Annotated in this window: 18 protein-coding genes; 11 read left to right on the top strand and 7 right to left on the bottom strand. The window is 44.7% G+C overall.

Annotated elements, in window-relative coordinates:
* Positions 1 to 2 precede the first annotated feature (2 nt).
* Together pnuC and BMX50_RS07715 are read left to right on the top strand one after the other, a co-directional pair.
* Positions 3 to 635 carry a nicotinamide riboside transporter PnuC gene (gene pnuC / locus BMX50_RS07720; protein WP_091209832.1) on the top strand — a complete coding sequence of 211 codons (633 nt, stop codon included), beginning with the start codon at positions 3 to 5 and terminating at the stop codon, positions 633 to 635.
* Between the two features lie 34 nt (positions 636 to 669).
* The gene (locus tag BMX50_RS07715; RefSeq protein ID WP_091209830.1) at positions 670 to 1,755 is read left to right on the top strand and encodes an acyl-CoA dehydrogenase family protein; all 1,086 of its coding nucleotides are present in this window, start codon (positions 670 to 672) and stop codon (positions 1,753 to 1,755) included.
* 20 nt (positions 1,756 to 1,775) lie between these two features.
* On the opposite strand, the gene BMX50_RS07710 is transcribed toward BMX50_RS07715, so the two are convergent.
* Complete coding sequence (locus BMX50_RS07710; protein WP_091209828.1) at positions 1,776 to 2,090, bottom strand: low molecular weight protein tyrosine phosphatase family protein; 315 nt, start codon at positions 2,088 to 2,090, stop codon at positions 1,776 to 1,778.
* A gap of 205 nt (positions 2,091 to 2,295) precedes the next feature.
* Positions 2,296 to 2,835, bottom strand: a complete 540-nt coding sequence (locus BMX50_RS07705) for a YfiT family bacillithiol transferase (protein WP_091209822.1) — start codon at positions 2,833 to 2,835, stop codon at positions 2,296 to 2,298.
* Between the two features lie 90 nt (positions 2,836 to 2,925).
* Here BMX50_RS07705 and BMX50_RS07700 point away from each other — a divergent pair, with 90 nt between their 5' ends.
* Entirely contained in the window at positions 2,926 to 4,755 is a 1,830-nt protein-coding gene (locus BMX50_RS07700) for an FAD-dependent oxidoreductase (protein WP_091209820.1), read from the top strand.
* A gap of 139 nt (positions 4,756 to 4,894) precedes the next feature.
* Here BMX50_RS07700 and dinB read toward each other — a convergent pair whose 3' ends face one another.
* The 3 genes from dinB to BMX50_RS07685 form a co-directional block, all read right to left on the bottom strand.
* Entirely contained in the window at positions 4,895 to 6,013 is a 1,119-nt protein-coding gene (gene dinB / locus BMX50_RS07695) for a DNA polymerase IV (RefSeq protein WP_091209818.1), read from the bottom strand.
* A 396-nt stretch (positions 6,014 to 6,409) separates the two neighbouring features.
* Positions 6,410 to 6,967, bottom strand: coding sequence for a DUF922 domain-containing protein (locus BMX50_RS07690; RefSeq protein WP_091209816.1), 558 nt, complete (start codon positions 6,965 to 6,967; stop codon positions 6,410 to 6,412).
* A gap of 25 nt (positions 6,968 to 6,992) precedes the next feature.
* Positions 6,993 to 7,940: an SPFH domain-containing protein gene (locus BMX50_RS07685; protein ID WP_091209814.1), complete on the bottom strand. Its 948-nt coding sequence runs from the start codon at positions 7,938 to 7,940 to the stop codon at positions 6,993 to 6,995.
* A gap of 94 nt (positions 7,941 to 8,034) precedes the next feature.
* Here BMX50_RS07685 and BMX50_RS07680 point away from each other — a divergent pair, with 94 nt between their 5' ends.
* Positions 8,035 to 8,223, top strand: coding sequence for a hypothetical protein (locus BMX50_RS07680; RefSeq protein ID WP_091210348.1), 189 nt, complete (start codon positions 8,035 to 8,037; stop codon positions 8,221 to 8,223).
* 292 nt (positions 8,224 to 8,515) lie between these two features.
* On the opposite strand, the gene BMX50_RS07675 is transcribed toward BMX50_RS07680, so the two are convergent.
* Together BMX50_RS07675 and BMX50_RS07670 are read right to left on the bottom strand one after the other, a co-directional pair.
* Positions 8,516 to 9,664 (bottom strand): CapA family protein, encoded by a 1,149-nt coding sequence (locus BMX50_RS07675; RefSeq protein WP_091209812.1) that lies wholly within the window; start codon positions 9,662 to 9,664, stop codon positions 8,516 to 8,518.
* A gap of 63 nt (positions 9,665 to 9,727) precedes the next feature.
* The gene (locus BMX50_RS07670) at positions 9,728 to 10,333 is read right to left on the bottom strand and encodes a C40 family peptidase (RefSeq protein ID WP_091209810.1); all 606 of its coding nucleotides are present in this window, start codon (positions 10,331 to 10,333) and stop codon (positions 9,728 to 9,730) included.
* A 467-nt stretch (positions 10,334 to 10,800) separates the two neighbouring features.
* Here BMX50_RS07670 and pdhA point away from each other — a divergent pair, with 467 nt between their 5' ends.
* The 7 genes from pdhA (at position 10,801) to BMX50_RS07635 (ending at position 18,399) form a co-directional block, all read left to right on the top strand.
* Positions 10,801 to 11,796 (top strand): pyruvate dehydrogenase (acetyl-transferring) E1 component subunit alpha, encoded by a 996-nt coding sequence (pdhA, locus tag BMX50_RS07665; RefSeq protein ID WP_091209808.1) that lies wholly within the window; start codon positions 10,801 to 10,803, stop codon positions 11,794 to 11,796.
* 114 nt (positions 11,797 to 11,910) lie between these two features.
* Positions 11,911 to 13,560 carry a dihydrolipoamide acetyltransferase family protein gene (locus BMX50_RS07660; protein WP_091209806.1) on the top strand — a complete coding sequence of 550 codons (1,650 nt, stop codon included), beginning with the start codon at positions 11,911 to 11,913 and terminating at the stop codon, positions 13,558 to 13,560.
* Between the two features lie 280 nt (positions 13,561 to 13,840).
* Positions 13,841 to 14,266 (top strand): cytochrome B, encoded by a 426-nt coding sequence (locus BMX50_RS07655; RefSeq protein ID WP_091209804.1) that lies wholly within the window; start codon positions 13,841 to 13,843, stop codon positions 14,264 to 14,266.
* A 248-nt stretch (positions 14,267 to 14,514) separates the two neighbouring features.
* Positions 14,515 to 15,924, top strand: coding sequence for an anthranilate synthase component I family protein (locus BMX50_RS07650; protein ID WP_091209802.1), 1,410 nt, complete (start codon positions 14,515 to 14,517; stop codon positions 15,922 to 15,924).
* A 73-nt stretch (positions 15,925 to 15,997) separates the two neighbouring features.
* Complete coding sequence (locus tag BMX50_RS07645; RefSeq protein ID WP_091209800.1) at positions 15,998 to 16,615, top strand: anthranilate synthase component II; 618 nt, start codon at positions 15,998 to 16,000, stop codon at positions 16,613 to 16,615.
* A 185-nt stretch (positions 16,616 to 16,800) separates the two neighbouring features.
* Positions 16,801 to 17,583 (top strand): indole-3-glycerol phosphate synthase TrpC, encoded by a 783-nt coding sequence (trpC, locus tag BMX50_RS07640; protein ID WP_091209798.1) that lies wholly within the window; start codon positions 16,801 to 16,803, stop codon positions 17,581 to 17,583.
* 45 nt (positions 17,584 to 17,628) lie between these two features.
* The gene (locus BMX50_RS07635; protein ID WP_091209796.1) at positions 17,629 to 18,399 is read left to right on the top strand and encodes an AraC family transcriptional regulator; all 771 of its coding nucleotides are present in this window, start codon (positions 17,629 to 17,631) and stop codon (positions 18,397 to 18,399) included.
* The last annotated feature ends 55 nt before the right edge of the window (positions 18,400 to 18,454 follow it).

Here is an 18,454-nt window from a genome sequence, read left to right as displayed (position 1 = left end):
GTATGAATCATTGGGTAGACTTATTCATTGAACAAATAAAGGAAACCACCTGGCCGCAATGGCTTGCCGTTGCGCTGGGTGTTACTGAAGTATTACTGGCCCGTGTAAATAATATATGGTTGTACCCGGCCGGGATCTTAGGCACAGCCATATCGATATACCTGTTATTGGACGTGCACCTGTATGCCGAATCGGTATTGAACGGGTACTATATAATCATGAGTGTTTACGGGTGGGTTTACTGGATAAAAAAACGAAACGAGCCCCCGGTAAAAATCACCTATTCCACCAAAAATGAGTGGATCATTAGTTTGGCGATAAGCGTTATTGGTTGGGTAGTGTTTTATTACATGATCAAAAACCTGCCTGCCAAATATTTCACCCCATCCAACGTGCCGGGCTGGGATGCACTGGTATCGTCAACCGCCTGGGCAGGCATGTGGCTATTGGCCCGCCGTAAAATGGAGAATTGGATTTTTCTGAACATTTCCAACTTTTTTGCTGTGCCGCTGCTGTTTTACAAAAAACTGCCCATGTTTGCCATGCTCACCATTTTTCTGTTCGTTATAGCAATATGGGGATATTTTGAGTGGAAGAAACAGGTAGAACAAGAGAGATTAGTGGTTGGAGATTAGCGGTTAGGCTATCTACTTAAAACAGGAATTTACAATGCATCCATCACAGAACTTAAAACCCGAATGGGTTGATATCATCCGTAAAGCAGCCCCGGCAGCTGAGCAGGAGGGTAAATTACAACCTGTTCAGCTGGCGCTTATTTATGAGCAGGGTTGGTTTAAATTTTTAGTGCCGCAGGTTTATTCGGGCTTGCAATTGGCTTTACCACAAATGGTACGGTTGGAAGAAAGCCTGGCCTGGGCAAATGGTAGTTTGGGCTGGGTTGTTACCCTATGCAGCGGCGCAGGCTGGTTTGGTGGTTTTCTGGATGCCGCTTTGGCAACAGAGATCATGACCGATCCTCGATTGTGCCTGGCAGGCAGCGGTGCATCAACAGGTACGGCTACCATCAGCGGCGATGGCTACATTATTAACGGTACCTGGAAATATGCCAGCGGGGCGCATCATGCAACCCACATCACCGCAAATTGCATCATTAAAAACGGTGATGAAACGGTTGTAAATGATGATGGCGAGCCGCTGGTTTTACCTTTTGTTTTCGACGGGAAAGATGTACGGGTTTTTCCAGCCTGGAAATACGTGGGGATGATGGCTACCGGCAGCGATGCCTACGAGGTAAAAGATTTGTACGTCGATAAAAACCGGTGCTTTAAGATAGACCCCGAATACACGGTTGTGAATGAACCTTTATACCGTTATCCGTTTTTACAATTGGCCGAAGCAACACTGGCGGCCAATCTTTCGGGTCTGGCGGTTCATTTTCTTGATCTGTGTGGGCCTGCTTTTGATGAGCGAATGAAGAATCCGCGCTTAACCGAACCTCAAAAAGAATACATCAAACAATTACTGGCCGAACAAACTACGCTACTTAATAAAACCCGCGCAGCATTTTATGAGACTGTAGATAACAGCTGGAATAGCTTTGAACTGGACGGCGAAAATGGCTTGCAGGAAGTGAGTTTGATGAGCCGTAAACTGGCCAAAGTGTCAAGAGAAAGCGTGGATAAACTTTATACTTATTGTGGATTATCGGCAGCTAACCCCGATACGGAGATCAACCAGGTATGGCGGGACCTTCATACGGCAGGTCTGCACTCGTTGCTTACGTTTGAGCGGTAAAAAGCGAGTTGCTGTCCTGCTTAAAGATATTCGCTTAACTCATTTCTTAAAATAGCTATCAGTTCAGGATCATTGAACTGGTAGTTATCTTCAATATCAAGCACAATGAGCTGCTTGCCATTTATGCTGAAGCGTTGTTTCAGTATCTCCTTATGCTTCTGTTCCATAACAAAGATAACATCGGCACGATCAATCATTTTTTGATTTACCCTTATCCGCGCCTTATCACTTGTACCTGCCGATGAAGCTTTGTGCACAGGATGGTTCCTGAATAAAGCCTCGGCCGTTGGGCTTCGCCACTGGTTTTTACTGCAAATGAAAAGGAGGTTGGGCATAGAAAAACTTAGTTACACAAAATATGTCATTGCGAGGAGGAACGACGAAGCAATCGCACGGAAGCATATTCGCCCTGTATAGCATGCGATTGCCACGTCGCACCTCGGGCTCATCCCGTTTCGCTCCTCGCAATGACATGGGTTACTAAAGGACAATTAAAATGCCCACATCGTTCAAACGCTTTTTGCTTTAAGCCTTCGGCTTTCAGCTTACCTTCACCATCCTCTTTACCGTCTCCGTCACATGCGCCAAATGGTGATTACTATGCCAGGCATACGTAGCAAGGCCTTTTTTCAGCGATATGGTTTCGCCCGATGCGGGGTGTACAAATGTGCGCGCCCACTCGTTTTCGGTAAAGCTTTCAAACAGGGACACGAAGTGCTGATGGATGCCTTCGAGCATTTTTAATGACGGCTCAACCGGCAGGCGGTAATCTGGCAGCAGTGCCCAATCGGCCTCCTCATATGGCTTTATGGTTGGATTATTTTCGGTAAGGGCAAGCTTAAAACGGGTGATGGAGTTCATATGACTATCGGCCAAATGGTGGATCACCTGGCGTAATGTCCAGCCGCCGGGGCGGTATGGGGTATCCAATTCCTGGTAATTAAGACCGGTAATAGCATGTCTCAACTTCCCGGGGAGGGTGGCGATATCTTCTATCCAGCCACGCATATCTTCGGTAGTGTATGAAGCCGGTGGAGAAAATCTCCCGATTGGGTATCGCAATTGTTCGTCTGTCATCATAACTGTTAAAAAAATTTAAATTAGGTATTATTTTATACTACCACAAGCTTTTGACCTATTTTAGCGTTCTGTAGATTGTTAATTTAACTGATGATAAAAAAGTTACTGGCCGTACTTTTTGTTTTTAACTGTACGCTCTCCTTCGCACAAACCATTAAAACCGACATTTTAGTAATAGGCGGAGGCGCAAGCGGAACAGCGGCAGCCATACAGGGCGCACGCAGTAAACTAAAAACCATGCTGATTGAACAGGGTCCCTGGCTGGGCGGCAGTATGATATCGGGCGGGATGTGCATTATTGACGGCAACCGCAATTTACCATCAGGCATCTGGGGCGAATTCCGGCGCAGGGTACGGGATTTTTATAGCAAAACACCCGGGTATGATACGGCTTACAATGCTACATTAAGGTTTGAGCCCTATACAGGTGCTGCCATCCTCAAAAAAATAACCGATACGGTAAAAAATCTCACCGTAAAATTAAACACACCATTTACAGGGATTAAAAAAGATGGCATCGGCTGGGATGTAAGCGTTTCCCTTGATGGAAAAACAGCTACTATAAAAGCCAAAGTAGTTATCGACGCTACCGAAACCGGCGATGTAGCAGCCAAAGCAGGCGAAACTTTTGTTTATGGCTTTGACAGCAAAAAACAAACTGCCGAGGCCCTGGCACCTGATAATGAATCGTCGCAATTACAAGACCTTACCTGGATAGCAATCTTGAAAGACTTTGGCGCCTTGGCCGACAAAACTATTCCCAGGCCCGAAGGATATGATGCAACGGCGTACGCCTGCCTTAAAGGGAAGAATATTAAGCAGATGCTTAACGATGGCAGGTTGCCCAACGATAAATACATGATTAAATGGGCCGAATGCGGAAACCAGTTCCCCGTTACCGCAGATAATTTAAAACCCGAAAACCGCGAAGCTTTTTATGCCAAAGCCCGTTTGCATACTTTGGGTTTGATATACTATTTGCAAACCGAACTGGGCTACAAAAACCTGGGTTTGGACGACGGTTTTACTACGCCCGACCACCTGCCATATATTCCCTACCTGCGCGAGGCCGGTCGCGCGACAAAAGGATTGGTGAGGATGATGCTGGATGATGTATACAAGCCGTACGACCGGGAATCAAAGCTTTACCGTACAGCGATTGCCGTTGGCGATGCCTCTCCGGGCCAGCACTATACGGATGCAAACGCTCCGAAAATTAATTATCCACCTTTCCCTGCCTATGGTGTGCCGCTGGGTGCCATTGTGCTTAAAGACCTGGATAATTTACTGGTAACGGAAAAAGCCATGTCGGTAACGCACCTGGTAAATGCCAGCACCATGTACCCATCAGTACAAATGGCTATTGGGCAGGGTGCCGGGGCAACCGCAGCTTTCTGCGCTTTTTTTAAAACTACTACCCAAAACTTAAATGTGCGGATCATTCAGGGTGAACTGCTCGATTTTAAAGCCTGGATCATGCCTTTTACAGACGTTAAACCAACCGACCCATATTTCAGGGCGATGCAGCAAATAGGTGCTTCCGGATTATTAAAAGGAGTGCATAAAACAGAGGGCAATGTCACGCGTTTGTTGTTTCAGCCTGATTCATTAGTAGCAACGTCCGAAATAAAACCGACCCTGGAAGAAATTTATACCCGCGGTTTTTTGTGGTTCAATAAAGAAAAACCTGGCCCGGTATTCACCGTAGGCAATCTATTGTCATTTATCAGCGAAACCACTTTAACTGATCCGCACACACTGGAAATCGCTATGCAGAAGGCTTGGAAAGAGCAATATAAGTTTGCATCTCCTTTTGATCTGAAACGCCCCGTAACCCGCCGGGAATTTGCCATATTAGCCAACAGGTTTTTCAATCCTTTTGCCCGCTCGGTAGATATTGCGGGGCGGATGGTGAATTAATGATAGAAATGTCATTGCGAGCGTAGCGCGGCAATCGCACGGAAGCAAATCCGCCCTGTATAGTATGCGATTGCTTCGTCGTTCCTCCTCGCAATGACATAAATTTAAGGGCCGTGGGGACACGGCCCGGGGAAATGACTTATAACTCCAGTTCCAACTGATCCCCCGGCCCAAGCTCTTTATCATCCCGTTGTTTAATTGCTATCTCGCCGAAATTCGAAAGCGAAATACCGAGCAACCGCACTTTTACATCGTCAACACCCGTTGCAGCCATGAGTTGTTTGGCCGTATTGCTGATCGTTTCCAAGTCGTTTACGGGGCTTTGGAACGATTGGTTTCTGGTGATCTGTTTAAAATCGTGGTATTTTACCTTGAGGGTAATGGTGCGACCTTTCAACTCATATTTAAGCAAGCGATTGTGTACGGTGACTGCTATTTTATCAAGTTCAGCCTCCATCTCTTCCAGCGTAGTCAAATCGTAAGCAAAAGTATCTTCAGCACCCAGGGATTTGGTTTCCCGGTGAGGTTGTACTTCGCGGTTATCTATACCGCGCACTATCTGGTAGTAAAATTTGCCCACTTTGCCAAAGTGCCGGGTAAGTTCACTTTCTTCAAGCTTTTTCAAATCGGCACCGGTGTGCAGGCCCATTTGTTTCATTTTTTGAGCGGTCACCTTGCCCACGCCAAAAAACTTTTCGACAGGCAGTTGCTCCATAAAGTTTTCGATGCTCGATGGACCAATAAATTTAAGGCCATCGGGTTTGTTGATATCAGATGCTATTTTAGCTACAAATTTATTGATAGATACCCCCGCCGATGCAGTGAGCTGCAATTCATCTTTAATGGCTTGTTTAATGAGCTTGGCTATATCAATGGCCGAGCCGATACCTTGCTTGTCGTTAGTTACATCAAGGAAAGCTTCATCAAGTGAGAGCGGTTCTATGAGGTCGGTATATCGGCTGAAAATTTCCCGGATATGCTGGGATACCTCCCGGTATACATTAAACCTGGGCCGTACAAACAAAGCATGCGGACAAAGCTGCAAGGCCTTTTTCGATGACATTGCCGAACGGATGCCAAACTTCCTGGCCTCATAACTGGCAGTAGCGACTACACCTCCCCGCCCTTCGGGCAAACCACCAACCACCAAAGGTTTGCCCTTGTATTCGGGAAAATCCCGCTGCTCAACCGACGCGTAAAATGCATCCATATCAATATGGATAATTTTACGATGAATATTGGGTGATTGCTCAGTCATGCCGATAAAAGCAAATATAGGCGCGTTGCAGGCTTGCTGCAAAGTGTTGAGGTAGGCGCAGTGTAAGGTTTTGACAATAGAGACTACAGCAGGGGTTAACAGAAATCCGATCGTTTTTTTTATCTATATTATTTACAATCAGTTAATTGAATTAAAAACAGTGTTAACCCTAAATCCGCCGCCTTAACTCGCGCTCGTTTTTAACGAGTGCGTAACTGGGTTTGCGTTTATAACGCACGGGCGATACAATCGCCCAACCATATTAAGCGCTCGTTGCAAACGAGCGCAAGATTAGGGGGCGGAGGGGTGTGTCTCTGCTTTTATTATCGCTTGCAGAAACACACCCCTGCCACCGCTCTTTCCTTCGCGCCCCCTCTCAAGAGGGGATTTAATAAACTAACTCTCCGTATCCTCCGGCAAAAACTTAAGCTTTTGTTGAAAATACAGATCCCAGCTGTGCTGTTGCTTGCGGTCTGTCATGTGGACTGTATCTTCATCATAATCGGCATTGAGCTGCTTGTATTTGGCATCAATGCGGTTAAAGATAGCCATGGCCTCGTAGTTATAATTGTTGCTGAAGCGGGTGCGGCCCACTATTCGCAATAATTCCTGCTGCTCTAAAAAGGCTATAGTGTAGTGCCCCTGTTCATGCTTTAATATCTCGGCCATTTGTTGTGGGGTACTAACCTGACTTCTGTTAAGCCACGATTTGTTATTGTTTAGGATAAGCCTGATGTTGAAGTTAAGCCGGTAGCCTCCGCCCTCGCGCCGGGCCTGGTAGCGGTAATCGATGGTGCAATTGGTATAAGCTACAACGCCGCCGGCATTAGCCCGCGGCGTTCCCCAAAAATCATTGGCGGTAAGCTGATGAAATGATTGCGCCGAAGCCGACGTGACCATCCCTAAAAAACACATGGCCGTAAGGCCTATCCCATTCACTATATTTCTTTTCATTTAAAAAAATGGCGGTTTTAAACTTTTACTTTTTGACGTTGTCGGTATGTAAAAGGTTTAAGGCCATCATTTCTTTTAACGTATGTTGCATCTGATCGGTTGAGCCATCAAGGAAAATAACATTCCCTTTTGAGTTTTCGGAGAAGTGTTTGATGGATTCTGTCCACATGGTGAATAATATCACCGAGGTATCCATGTTTGCTTCGGCCATTTCTTTGGCGGCAACGGTCATACCTCGGGCAACTTCCTCGCGGAACAACGCTATACCCTGTCCGCGTAATTGTGCCGCTTCGCGTTCGGCTTGTGCAGAAATTTTAATGGCGTTACCTTCTGCTTCGGCAGCTTTGGTTTTGGTAATGAGCAGAGCCTGCCCTTCATTTTCGGCGGCAGCTTTTAAGTTATTGGATGCCACTACCTGGCTCATTGATTTCATGATCACATCATCAAAAGTGATATCGTTCAATTGCAGATCCTGGAGGTGGTAACCCCAACCTTCCAGTATCACATCCAGCTGTTCTTTTACGTGTTCAACGATATCACGGCGTAATATCAGTACCTCGCTCTGGCGTTTGGTTGCCACAAAAGCGCGGATCGAGCCTTCAACTGTACGGATGAGCGCCTGCATCAGGTTACGTTCATCAACAAATTTAAAAGCTACGTTTTTGATGGTTTCTTCCTGCTGATCCAGTACCGAGTACAGCAGCATGGCTTTGAAGTAAACATTGGCCTGATCGTAAGTTACTGCCTGGAACTCCAGCTCCACAGAGCGGTTTTGAATAGAGATCTTAGAATAGATGTTTTCGATAAACGGGATCTTGAAATTTAATCCCGGTGTAAGGATACGGCGGTATTTGCCAAACACGGTTATTACTACTATTGTGCCCTGTTTTACAGACACAAACGAAGTGAAAATGGTAATAAGAATAACAACGAAAATGACGATTGTTATCAGTGATCCAAATGATTCGGGCATGGTTTGGTTTATTATGTTTAAAATAAAAGTAGTATTAATTATTGGTGTGTTATTTGTTTTTTAAAAAATGCTCATAAAAAACAGCACACCTGTCATGAACTTAAAACGAACTTTCGGAACGATACTGAGCGTGCTTGGTATCGTTGGCCTCATTTATACCGGTATAGCTATCATTAATCATAGTGCGCAAGTAACCACCATGGTAGTAATAGGCATTATTTCGCTGATCTTCTTTTCAACGGGTATAAGCCTGGTGCGGAATACTAAAGATGAAGCGGCTTAAATAGGTTAGCATGCTTTGCAAATCGCATAGCTTATTCACCCGGTCTGCGCTACGCTGGACCACCCTCTCTCCGGCTGCGCCGCAAAGAGGGTAAAAAAACCTCCTGAGAGGAGGCGCGGAGGCACGAGCGACAGCAGGGGGTGTGTTTCTGCTGCAAGCTTATCAAAGCAGAAACACACCCCTCCGCCCCTCTAAAGATGGGAATCGCACAAGCCCTCGCTTTTTTCATTAAGTAACAGCTAAGGTGATGTCGGGGTGAGTCTATGCGGCGTTCAATTCTCGCCCCACTTTTCTACAGGCTCTCGCTCTGAATAACGGGATTAAGGCTGATCTCCCCCGCGTCGGATATCAGTAAGCCGGCACCGGGAAAGTCGGCTTCTGTGAGTTCCCTGATCCGGATGGCTGCCCGGTTAAGCGAATCAAGCTCAAGGCCTTTGTCATGGGCCTGCCTCAGGGATATAATGCGGCCATTCAAAAACTCCCCCTTTTTGTTCAGCTTTACTTTTAGCAAGGGGGCAAGGCCGCAAACACCGGCTACACTCACACTTTTATAAGTGCAAAAGTTACCCAGGCTGTAAGCGATCAAACGGTTCTTATAAACCTCCATTGCCCTGTTTACATGCGGGCCGTTCCCCAATATGATATCTGCACCGGCATCAATAGCATTATGGGCAAAGGCGTGCACATCGCCCCTTTTTTCGCTGATAAAGGATTCCATAGCAAAAGGCACGTGTTCATAATCCACGCCTTCGCCGCCGCCATGAAAAGATACGATGACGATATCACAGCGCTGTTTCAATTCGCTGATAATGCGGGTAGCATTTTTAAGATCAAGTATTGGTAAAGTATTGGCATTGGGGGCAAAGGCGCAAAAGCCATATTTGATGCCATTGCGTTCAAATACCGTAGAAGGGTGGCTAAGCAATCCACCATAATTAATCCCTATGCTATCAAGCACACGTGTGGTGCTCATGCGCCCGGTATCACCAAAATCACCGATGTGGTTATTGGCCAGGCTAAGCACATTAAAACCGGCATCTTTAAAAACGCCGGCATAGGCAGTAGGCATCCTGAACAAATAGGCTTTACTTCGCTGGTGCAACTTATAATGAGCCGGACTACCGCCATCAAGCAGACTGCCTTCAAGATTTCCGAAAGTTACATCGGCATTTCTCAATTCACCGGCAATAACATTAAAACTGTTTTTCGCGCTATCGGGGGGCAGGGTGTAATTATTGGGATAGGATGTTCCGAGCATCATATCGCCAACGGCGGCTATGGATATGGATGAATCACGCTGAACAGCGGCGGTGGCTGTTGTTGCTGTGTCGGGTTTAGGTTTGGGAGCAGGGGCCAGCACTTGTTTTTTACTGGGCGGGTGGTTACACGCCTGTAAAAACAGCGCCAGGCAGGCTGCTGTAAGCAATAAATGAAATTTCATTATAAAAAAAATCCCCTCATTGAGGATGAGGGGACTAAATTAGTTTATTTATTTCAAAATCGTTTAGTTCTTGCTTTCGTCTACGTCGTCGCCCATATCGTTGTTACCCGTGGATGCCGAACCTTTAAATTCGTCCTTAAATGAAGCTAACAGCCTGCCGCCTTTATAAAAGAAACGGCTGTAGTAAGCATCGTCAAGACTGCTGATAGCTACACCTCTTGATGAGGCGTGAGCAAATTTATTATTGCCTAAGTAAATGCCTACGTGCGAAATGCTGCGACTATGGATCTTAAAGAAAACCAAATCGCCTTCTTTCAACTCATCTTTAGCAACAGGGTTAACCATGCTGAAAATATCACGTGAGTTACGTTTGATATCAAGGTTAAAAACTTCGCTGTATAATTCTTTTGTAAAGGCCGAACAGTCGATACCTCTTCTTGAGCTTCCGCCAAAGTGGTAAGGGGTACCAATCCAATCATATACAAAGTGAAAGAGTTTCATGTTTGAGGTAGCAGATAAAGCAACTCCCATAATTTGGGAAAAGTATGCTTTACCTAAACTTTCCTGGTCGTCTTTGTTGTCATCACTGGTGCTCGGGGCACTTTTTGTTTGAGCTTGTGAAGCTACGACGCTGAAAAGTAAGGCAATAGCCAGGGCAAATTTCTTCATTTAATCAGTTTGTTTGTTGAGTTAGGGCAACAAATTGTTTATTAAATCAGACACTATGTCTATCGTGCTCTACAAAACTATTTATATTTTTTAAAATTGCAAATAAATGCTCCTTATTTTTCAAAAAATATAAAAAAGTGCTTTTTATTGCACATCCTTTTAATAAACAGGCTCTTGTACGATAACCAATGTAATTTGGTTGTAATTATTTAAGTGCTTTTTTGAGCATTTAGATAAAAACACATCATCTAAAACTTCGTAAAACGATAATTTATTGCCCATAGGTGTGTTTTTTTAAGTTTTATTTTAGCCGGATTAGCTGTGCCAAACCTGTAAAACCCTGGTTTAGCGGTGACAGGCACGCTTTAAGGCCACCAAATAAAATTTTGCAACAATTTGCTTGAGGTTTCGATATTTTGCAGGATATAATTAGATTTGCGCTTTACTCCAAAAAGGTTGTTTAATACATGAGTTCAATCGAAATAAACAAGGACACCTACCTGATGTGGTACGAACAGATGCTATTGATGCGCAGGTTCGAAGAAAAAACAGGACAGTTATACGGACAACAAAAAATCAGAGGCTTTTGCCATCTGTATATTGGGCAGGAGGCTGTTTTAGCCGGAGCTATGTCTGTAATTAAACCTGAAGACAGCTTGATCACCGCATATCGCGACCATGCTCACGCGCTTGCTAAAGGTGTAACTCCAAAAGCCATTATGGCCGAGATGTATGGTAAAGCTACCGGATGCTCAAAAGGCAAAGGTGGTTCTATGCACATGTTTGATAAGGAAAAGAATTTTTATGGTGGCCACGGTATTGTGGGCGGTCAGGTACCACTTGGTGCCGGTATTGCTTTTGCCGAAAAATATAAAGGTACTGAGTTTGTAAACATTGCTTATATGGGCGATGGTGCTGTACGTCAGGGTGCACTTACCGAAACCTTTAATATGGCAGCGCTTTGGAAGTTACCTGTAATTTTTGTTTGCGAAAACAATGGTTACGCTATGGGTACTTCTGTTGAGCGTACTACCGCACAAACGGATATTTATAAATTAGGTTTGCCTTATGGTATCCCTTCGTCGCCGGTTGATGGCATGGATCCTGCTGCGGTTCACGTAGCAATGGACGAAGCTGTTCAGCGTGCACGTGCAGGTGAAGGCCCAACTTTCCTTGAAATGCGTACTTACCGCTATAAAGGTCACTCTATGTCCGATCCGCAAAAGTATCGTACTAAAGAGGAGTTGGAAAGCTACAAAGCAAAAGACCCTATTGAAGCCGTTAAACAAACTATCCTTGCCGAAAAATATGCTGATGAAGCATGGTTTGATGAAATGGATGTTAAGATCAAAGCTATTGTTGATGAAGCAGTACAATTTGCTGAAGAGTCGCCATGGCCTGATGCTTCTGAATTGTATACCGATGTATATGTTCAGGAAGATTATCCTTACATCAGGGACTAAGTTTTAAGTCGGGAGTGTTAAGCCCAAAGTCATTAATCAAAAACTTTCGGACTGCGGACACCAGACTTTCGGACAATAAAAAATTACTAAAAATTAAACACATATAAATAGTATATGGCCGAAGTAGTAAAAATGCCTAAGATGAGCGATACCATGACCGAAGGGGTATTAGCTAAATGGCATAAAAAAGTTGGCGATAAGGTTAAATCTGGCGATGTATTGGCCGAGATTGAAACTGATAAAGCTACCATGGATTTTGAATCGTACCAGGATGGTACATTGCTGTATATCGGTATACAGGAAGGTGCTGCTGCTCCGGTTGATGCTGTTATTGCCATTTTAGGTAAAGAAGGCGAAGATTACAAATCTTTACTTGACCAGGCTGGCAGCGGCGCTGCTGCTAAACCGGCCGAAGAACCTGCTCCTGTTGCTGATAAGGCACCTGCTGCTACTCCGGCACCAGCCGCTCCAAAGGTTGATTTGTCAAGCATTCCGGCTACGGTTATCCGCATGCCGTTATTGAGTGATACCATGACCGAAGGCACCATCGAAAAATGGAACTTTAAAGTTGGCGATAAAGTAAAAGCTGATGATTCACTGGCTGATGTGGCAACCGATAAGGCTACCATGGAAGTTGTGGGCTATGAAGCCGGTACCTTATTATATATAGGTGTTAAAGAAGGCGAAGCTGCACAAGTAAATGGCATTATCGCTATAGTAGGTAAAGAAGGTACCGACATCACTCCTTTATTACAGGATGGTGGTTCGGCCCCTGCCGCTGAAGCTGCACCTGCTGCTGAAACTAAAACCGAGACTGTTGAGGCTGCTCCTGCTGCGCAGGCATCATCTGATGATAGCCGTGTAAAAGCATCTCCGCTTGCACGTAAAATAGCTAAAGATAAAGGCATCAACCTTAATGATGTAAAAGGTAGTGCCGAAGGTGGCCGTATCATCAAAAAGGATATTGAAGAATATACACCATCTGCTAAACCGGCTGCTGCTCCTGCTGCTGAGGGCGCACCTGCTGCTGCATCTGCACCTGCTGCAAAAGCACCAATCGTATTGCCAACCTTTACCGGCGAAGAGAAATTTAGCGAAAGACCGGTTACCCAAATGCGTAAAGCTATCAGCCGCCGCTTAAGCGAAAGCTTGTTCACTGCTCCGCATTTTTATGTAACCATGACCATTGATATGGATCAGGCTATTGTTGCCCGTACCCGTATGAATGAGATTGCCCCGGTTAAAATTTCATTTAATGATTTTGTTGTTAAAGCTTGTGCTGTAGCCTTAAGGCAACACCCGGCTATCAACTCTTCATTCCTGGGTGATAAGATCCGCACTAACGAACACGTTCACGTTGGCGTTGCCGTTGCTGTTGACGAAGGTTTATTGGTACCTGTTATCAAATTTGCCGATGGTAAATCATTAAGCCACATTTCGGTTGAAGTGAAAGAGTTTGCCGGTAAAGCAAAAGCTAAAAAACTGCAGCCAAACGAAATGGAAGGTTCAACTTTCACCATTTCAAACCTTGGTATGTTTGGCGTTGATGAGTTTACTGCTATCATTAACACACCTAACGCTTGTATCCTTGCTGTAAGCGGTATCCAGGCGGTTCCGGTTGTTAAAAATGGTGCAGTAGTACCTGGCAATATCATGAAGGTAACCCTGAGTGCCGACCACCGAGTGGTTGACGGTGCTACAGCTGCTGCCTTCCTGCAAACATTAAAACAATTATTAGAAGAGCCGGTAAGGCTGTTGATATAATTTCGGATATCGGATTTTCGATTTCGGATTTTGAAAAGCGATGGGTTTAGGCTCATCGCTTTTTTTATGGCTTCATTACTAACACCATGTCATTGCGAGCGCAGCGTTGGCAATCTCGTAGCCAATGCGCGTTTGATATGCATAGCTAAGAGATTGCTTCGTCGTTCCTCCTCGCAATGACATTGTTTATTAAGGGCCCTCTCTGTCTACAAAAAAATGACACAATGACCTAATGACTTCAATGACCTATATGCGTATATTCACGGCAAAATTTTGATGTATGACACTTTATAGCTTTTTTAAGGAATTCCATTCCGGTTTCAGGTACATTGTTATAGTACTGGTATTGCTGGCCCTTGTGCGTGCGTTTATGGGTTGGCTGGGTAAAAGACCTTATGGCGAGGGGAACCGCAAACTGAATCTGTTTGCTATGATCTCGGTGCATACCCAATTTTTGCTGGGTATCATTTTATTTTTCATTAGCCCGATGGTGCAGTTCAGCAAAGAAACCATGAAAAATCCTATCACCCGTTATTGGACGGTTGAGCATTGGGTTATGATGATCATTGCCATCGCGCTGATCACTATCGGTCATAGCAAATCAAAAAAAGCAGCACTGCCCGAAGCTAAGCATAAAGCTATCGCCATCTTTTATTTGATAGGGATTGTGCTTATTGCAGTGGGTATAATGCTTATTCCACAGTAATTCTACGTAGCTAATAGGATTTAGCAAATAAATAATTTCACAAAAAATTTGACAATTCAAATTTCTTTATAAATTTGTGACCGCGATGATTAAAAACACACATAAAAACAGCTGGTGGCACCAATTAAATTGGCAGCCGGCTTGCGCTTTTTGATCAGAGACAACCTAATCAATTGTGAACCTAAATAGGAAACCCGGCGACCCCAATTCGCCGGGTTTTTTTGTTTTAAGATATTTGAAAAATAAACATGAGCACATTTAAAATTACTACTACTTATAAAAAGCTGCTGGCCGATACTACGACACCGGTTAGCATTTACCTTCGCCTGCGCGATGTATTTCCCAACTCGCTGCTGCTGGAAAGCTCCGATTATCATAGCCGCGAGAATAGCACCAGCTACATTTGCTGCGAGCCGCTGAGTGGGATTGTACTGAACAACGGCGTACTGAAAAAGCAATACCCGGATGGCAGCCATGAAACACATGAGCCCGGCTCGTTCGATCTGATAGAGCAGATCAACAGTTTCATCGGTAGTTTTGAAACCGACTCGCTGCCGCTGAAAATGATCACCAACGGATTGTTCGGCTATTTTACCCACGAGGCCGTTGAGCATTATGAAACCATCAAACTAAAGCAAAGCGATAATACAGACCGTAAAATACCGGTAATGCAGTACCACATCTACCGATACATCATCGCTATCGACCACTTTAAGAATGAGCTTTACATCTTCCATAACCAGCCCGAAGGAGCACCAACCAATGGCGGTATCGAAAAGCTGGAATATCTCATCAAAAACAAAAACTTTCCCGAATACAGCTTTAAAAGCAATGGCGATGAAAAATCAAACCTTACCGGTGATGAGTTCATTGCTATAGTGGAGAAAATGAAGCAGCATATTTACCGTGGTGATGTTTTCCAGATAGTGCCCTCAAGAGCATTTTCGCGCACCTTCCTGGGTGATGAATTTAACGTTTACCGTGCCCTGCGTTCTATCAACCCATCGCCTTATTTGTTTTATTTTGACTTTGGCGATTTCAGGATCTTCGGCTCATCGCCCGAGGCGCAGATCACCATAAAAAACAACGTCGCCAATATTTTCCCGATAGCCGGTACCTTTAAACGCAGCGGCGATGATGAGAAGGACGCAGAGATTGCCCGTAATCTGGAAAATGACCCCAAAGAATCGGCAGAACATGTGATGTTAGTTGACCTGGCCCGTAACGACCTGAGCCGCCATTGCGAAAATGTAACTGTTAAGGCCTTTAAAGAGGTTCAGTATTACTCGCACCTTATCCACCTGGTATCGCATGTAAGCGGCAAATTGAAGCCGGGCGTATCAGCATTTAAAGTTGTGGCCGATACTTACCCGGCCGGTACCCTTAGCGGCGCACCAAAATACCGCGCTATGGAGATTATCGACGAAAATGAAAATATTAAACGCAGCTTTTACAGCGGTGCGATAGGCTTCCTCGGTTTCAATGGCGACTTTAACCATGCCATTATGATCCGTTCGTTTTTAAGCAAAAACAATACGCTGCATTACCAGGCCGGTGCGGGTATAGTAGCCGGTTCGATACCCGAAAGCGAATTGCGGGAGGTTGATACCAAGATCTCGGCTTTAAGAAGGGCCTTTGAGCTGGCGGAGGAGTTGTAACCCCTATCCCCCTGAAGGGGGGAACAATGGTGAATAATAATTTTGGCAAATATTTTAAGATATATAAAATAAAATGAAAGAAAATACAAATATCCCGGAAAGCACCCCCTTTAAGGGGCGGGGGGGGATTCTGATTATAGATAATTATGATTCCTTTACCTATAACCTGGTGCATTTGGTTAATGAACTTGGTCTGGAGTGCGAAGTTTGGAGGAATGATCAGTTTGCCATTGAGGATGTGGAGGCTTTTGACAAGATCATCCTTTCGCCGGGGCCGGGTATTCCTTCAGAAGCTGGTTTGTTGCTGGATGTGATAGAAAAGTACGCGCCTACTAAGAGCATATTTGGTGTGTGCCTTGGTCAGCAGGCCATTGCCGAAGCGTTTGGCGGCAGTTTGTACAACCTCAATCAGCCGATGCATGGTATAGCAACGCCTATAAAAGTTACCGATGGCGAAGAGGAGCTTTTTGTTGGACTACCCGAAAGTTTTAAAGTTGGCCGTTACCACTCATGGGTAGTAAGCGGAAGTGATCTGCCCGATTCATTACAGGTTACTGCTATTGATGAGGCTGATAACTCCATCATGGCACTTAAACATAAGCAATATGATGTAAGGGGAGTACAGTTTCATCCTGAGTCTATCCTAACCGATTATGGTAAAGAAATGATGCAAAACTGGCTAAAGGCTTAGTTTTAAGGAATAATGATAACTTTGCTTCCTTTGATTATTAAAGAAATAAATCTATAATATGTCATTGCGAGCGATAGCGTGGCAATCTCATAGCATGAAAAGCAAATATGCAAGTCGGCTGTACAGACATAGCTACGAGATTGCTTCGTACCTCGCAATGACATAAATATTAGTACTTTGATCCAATGACCATACTTGATAAAATAGTTGCCAATAAAAAAAGAGAAGTTGCTTCGGCTAAAAAACGTACATCGTATACCGTACTTGAAGAGTCGGAACATTTTCACCGCGATACTTATTCATTTAAAGAGTTTCTGCTTGATCCGTCGCGCACCGGCATTATAGCCGAGTTTAAACGTAAGTCGCCATCAAAGGGCATTATTAATGACAAAGTAAGGGTTAGTGCCGTTACTACCGATTATGCTGCCGCCGGAGCTTCGGCACTTTCCGTTTTAACCGACCGTAATTTTTTCATGGGTCGCAAGGCCGACCTGGTGAAAGCACGCTCAGTAAACAGCATCCCCGTATTGCGCAAAGATTTTATGATAGATGAATACCAGGTGATAGAAGCCAAATCATTAGGTGCCGACATCATCCTGCTCATAGCTGCCATACTTACCCCGGCCGAAATTGACACCCTGGCCAAACTTGCCAAAAGTTTAGGCCTAAACGTGTTGCTTGAGGTTCATAATCTTGAAGAACTTGAGCGCAGCATCAACCCTAACCTGGATGCTATAGGTGTAAATAACCGCAACCTGGCCGATTTTACTGTATCTGTAGAAACCTCATACAAACTGGCCAAACACATCCCGGCAGAGTTTATGAAGATCTCAGAAAGCGCGATCAGCGATCCTGAAACCATCCGCCATCTTAAGTTGGAAGGTTTTAATGGTTTCCTTATTGGCGAAACTTTCATGAAACAACCTGATCCGGGACAGGCTATGCGCGATTTTGTGGCTTTATTATAACGCTGCAGGTAAATCCTTACCTTTAAGTAATATTTATAGGTAAGGATGAAATTTCAAAGTTATTTGCCATGCCAAAGGCTTGCGCCTTATGTTAAGCACTTTGTTGTATCCGAAAATAGCGACGCCCAAACCTATAAAGTGTTGCCGGGCACTTCGCTGGTAATGGGTTTTCAGTATACAGGCAGGCTAACCTATTTTAAAAACGGAACTGAGACAAAGCTTGCAACAGCAGGAATAACCGGCTTGATGGATGGCTATCGTACATTCAGCAACACGGCCAATGTGGGTACGGTGCTGGTTGTTTTTAATGAAACCGGTGCCTCGCACTTTTTAAGGCAACCGGTAAATGAGCTTTTTGACGAAAGCCTTTCGTTAGATCATTTTTTTAACCGGGATATTGTTCGGGAAACAGAAGAACTGCTGTCAATGGCTGTTGACGATGCCAGCCGCGTTGCCATTGTTGAGCAATTGCTTATCAGGCATCTGATTGAGCGGGATAACGATAAGCTGGTCAATGCTGCTATCGCAGGGATTTATCAACATCAAGGGGCGATACAGATTGCCGATTTGGCCCGCAACCTTAATACCAGTCAAAGTCCGCTCGAAAAACGTTTCAGAAAAGTGGTGGGGGCATCACCTAAAAAGTTTGCGCTTATTGTAAGGGCTCAAAACACATTGCAATTGTTGAAGACCGATGGCTGGCAAAAGGCAGTTTACGCCGCTGGCTATTATGACCAGGCGCATTTGATCAAAGAATTTAAATCCCATACCGGTATTACGCCTCAGCAATACATTGATGAACAGCAGGGTGGTTAGGATAAATAAACGATTTTTTACAATACCAGGCCTGGCTTCGCCGGTAATTTTGCTT

The organism is Mucilaginibacter gossypiicola, assembly GCF_900110105.1.
Classification (GTDB): Bacteria; Bacteroidota; Bacteroidia; order Sphingobacteriales; family Sphingobacteriaceae; genus Mucilaginibacter; species Mucilaginibacter gossypiicola.
This window is presented reverse-complemented; position numbering and strand designations above follow the sequence as displayed.

Excerpts from the sequence above, each read along its gene's own strand:
- pnuC (WP_091209832.1), top strand. The coding sequence starts at position 3 with ATGAATCATTGGGTAGACTTATTCATTGAACAAATAAAGGAAACCACC.
- BMX50_RS07715 (WP_091209830.1), top strand. The coding sequence starts at position 670 with ATGCATCCATCACAGAACTTAAAACCCGAATGGGTTGATATCATCCGT.
- BMX50_RS07710 (WP_091209828.1), bottom strand. The coding sequence starts at position 2,090 with ATGCCCAACCTCCTTTTCATTTGCAGTAAAAACCAGTGGCGAAGCCCA.
- BMX50_RS07705 (WP_091209822.1), bottom strand. The coding sequence starts at position 2,835 with ATGATGACAGACGAACAATTGCGATACCCAATCGGGAGATTTTCTCCA.
- BMX50_RS07700 (WP_091209820.1), top strand. The coding sequence starts at position 2,926 with ATGATAAAAAAGTTACTGGCCGTACTTTTTGTTTTTAACTGTACGCTC.
- dinB (WP_091209818.1), bottom strand. The coding sequence starts at position 6,013 with ATGACTGAGCAATCACCCAATATTCATCGTAAAATTATCCATATTGAT.
- BMX50_RS07690 (WP_091209816.1), bottom strand. The coding sequence starts at position 6,967 with ATGAAAAGAAATATAGTGAATGGGATAGGCCTTACGGCCATGTGTTTT.
- BMX50_RS07685 (WP_091209814.1), bottom strand. The coding sequence starts at position 7,940 with ATGCCCGAATCATTTGGATCACTGATAACAATCGTCATTTTCGTTGTT.
- BMX50_RS07680 (WP_091210348.1), top strand. The coding sequence starts at position 8,035 with ATGAACTTAAAACGAACTTTCGGAACGATACTGAGCGTGCTTGGTATC.
- BMX50_RS07675 (WP_091209812.1), bottom strand. The coding sequence starts at position 9,664 with ATGAAATTTCATTTATTGCTTACAGCAGCCTGCCTGGCGCTGTTTTTA.
- BMX50_RS07670 (WP_091209810.1), bottom strand. The coding sequence starts at position 10,333 with ATGAAGAAATTTGCCCTGGCTATTGCCTTACTTTTCAGCGTCGTAGCT.
- pdhA (WP_091209808.1), top strand. The coding sequence starts at position 10,801 with ATGAGTTCAATCGAAATAAACAAGGACACCTACCTGATGTGGTACGAA.
- BMX50_RS07660 (WP_091209806.1), top strand. The coding sequence starts at position 11,911 with ATGGCCGAAGTAGTAAAAATGCCTAAGATGAGCGATACCATGACCGAA.
- BMX50_RS07655 (WP_091209804.1), top strand. The coding sequence starts at position 13,841 with ATGACACTTTATAGCTTTTTTAAGGAATTCCATTCCGGTTTCAGGTAC.
- BMX50_RS07650 (WP_091209802.1), top strand. The coding sequence starts at position 14,515 with ATGAGCACATTTAAAATTACTACTACTTATAAAAAGCTGCTGGCCGAT.
- BMX50_RS07645 (WP_091209800.1), top strand. The coding sequence starts at position 15,998 with ATGAAAGAAAATACAAATATCCCGGAAAGCACCCCCTTTAAGGGGCGG.
- trpC (WP_091209798.1), top strand. The coding sequence starts at position 16,801 with ATGACCATACTTGATAAAATAGTTGCCAATAAAAAAAGAGAAGTTGCT.
- BMX50_RS07635 (WP_091209796.1), top strand. The coding sequence starts at position 17,629 with ATGAAATTTCAAAGTTATTTGCCATGCCAAAGGCTTGCGCCTTATGTT.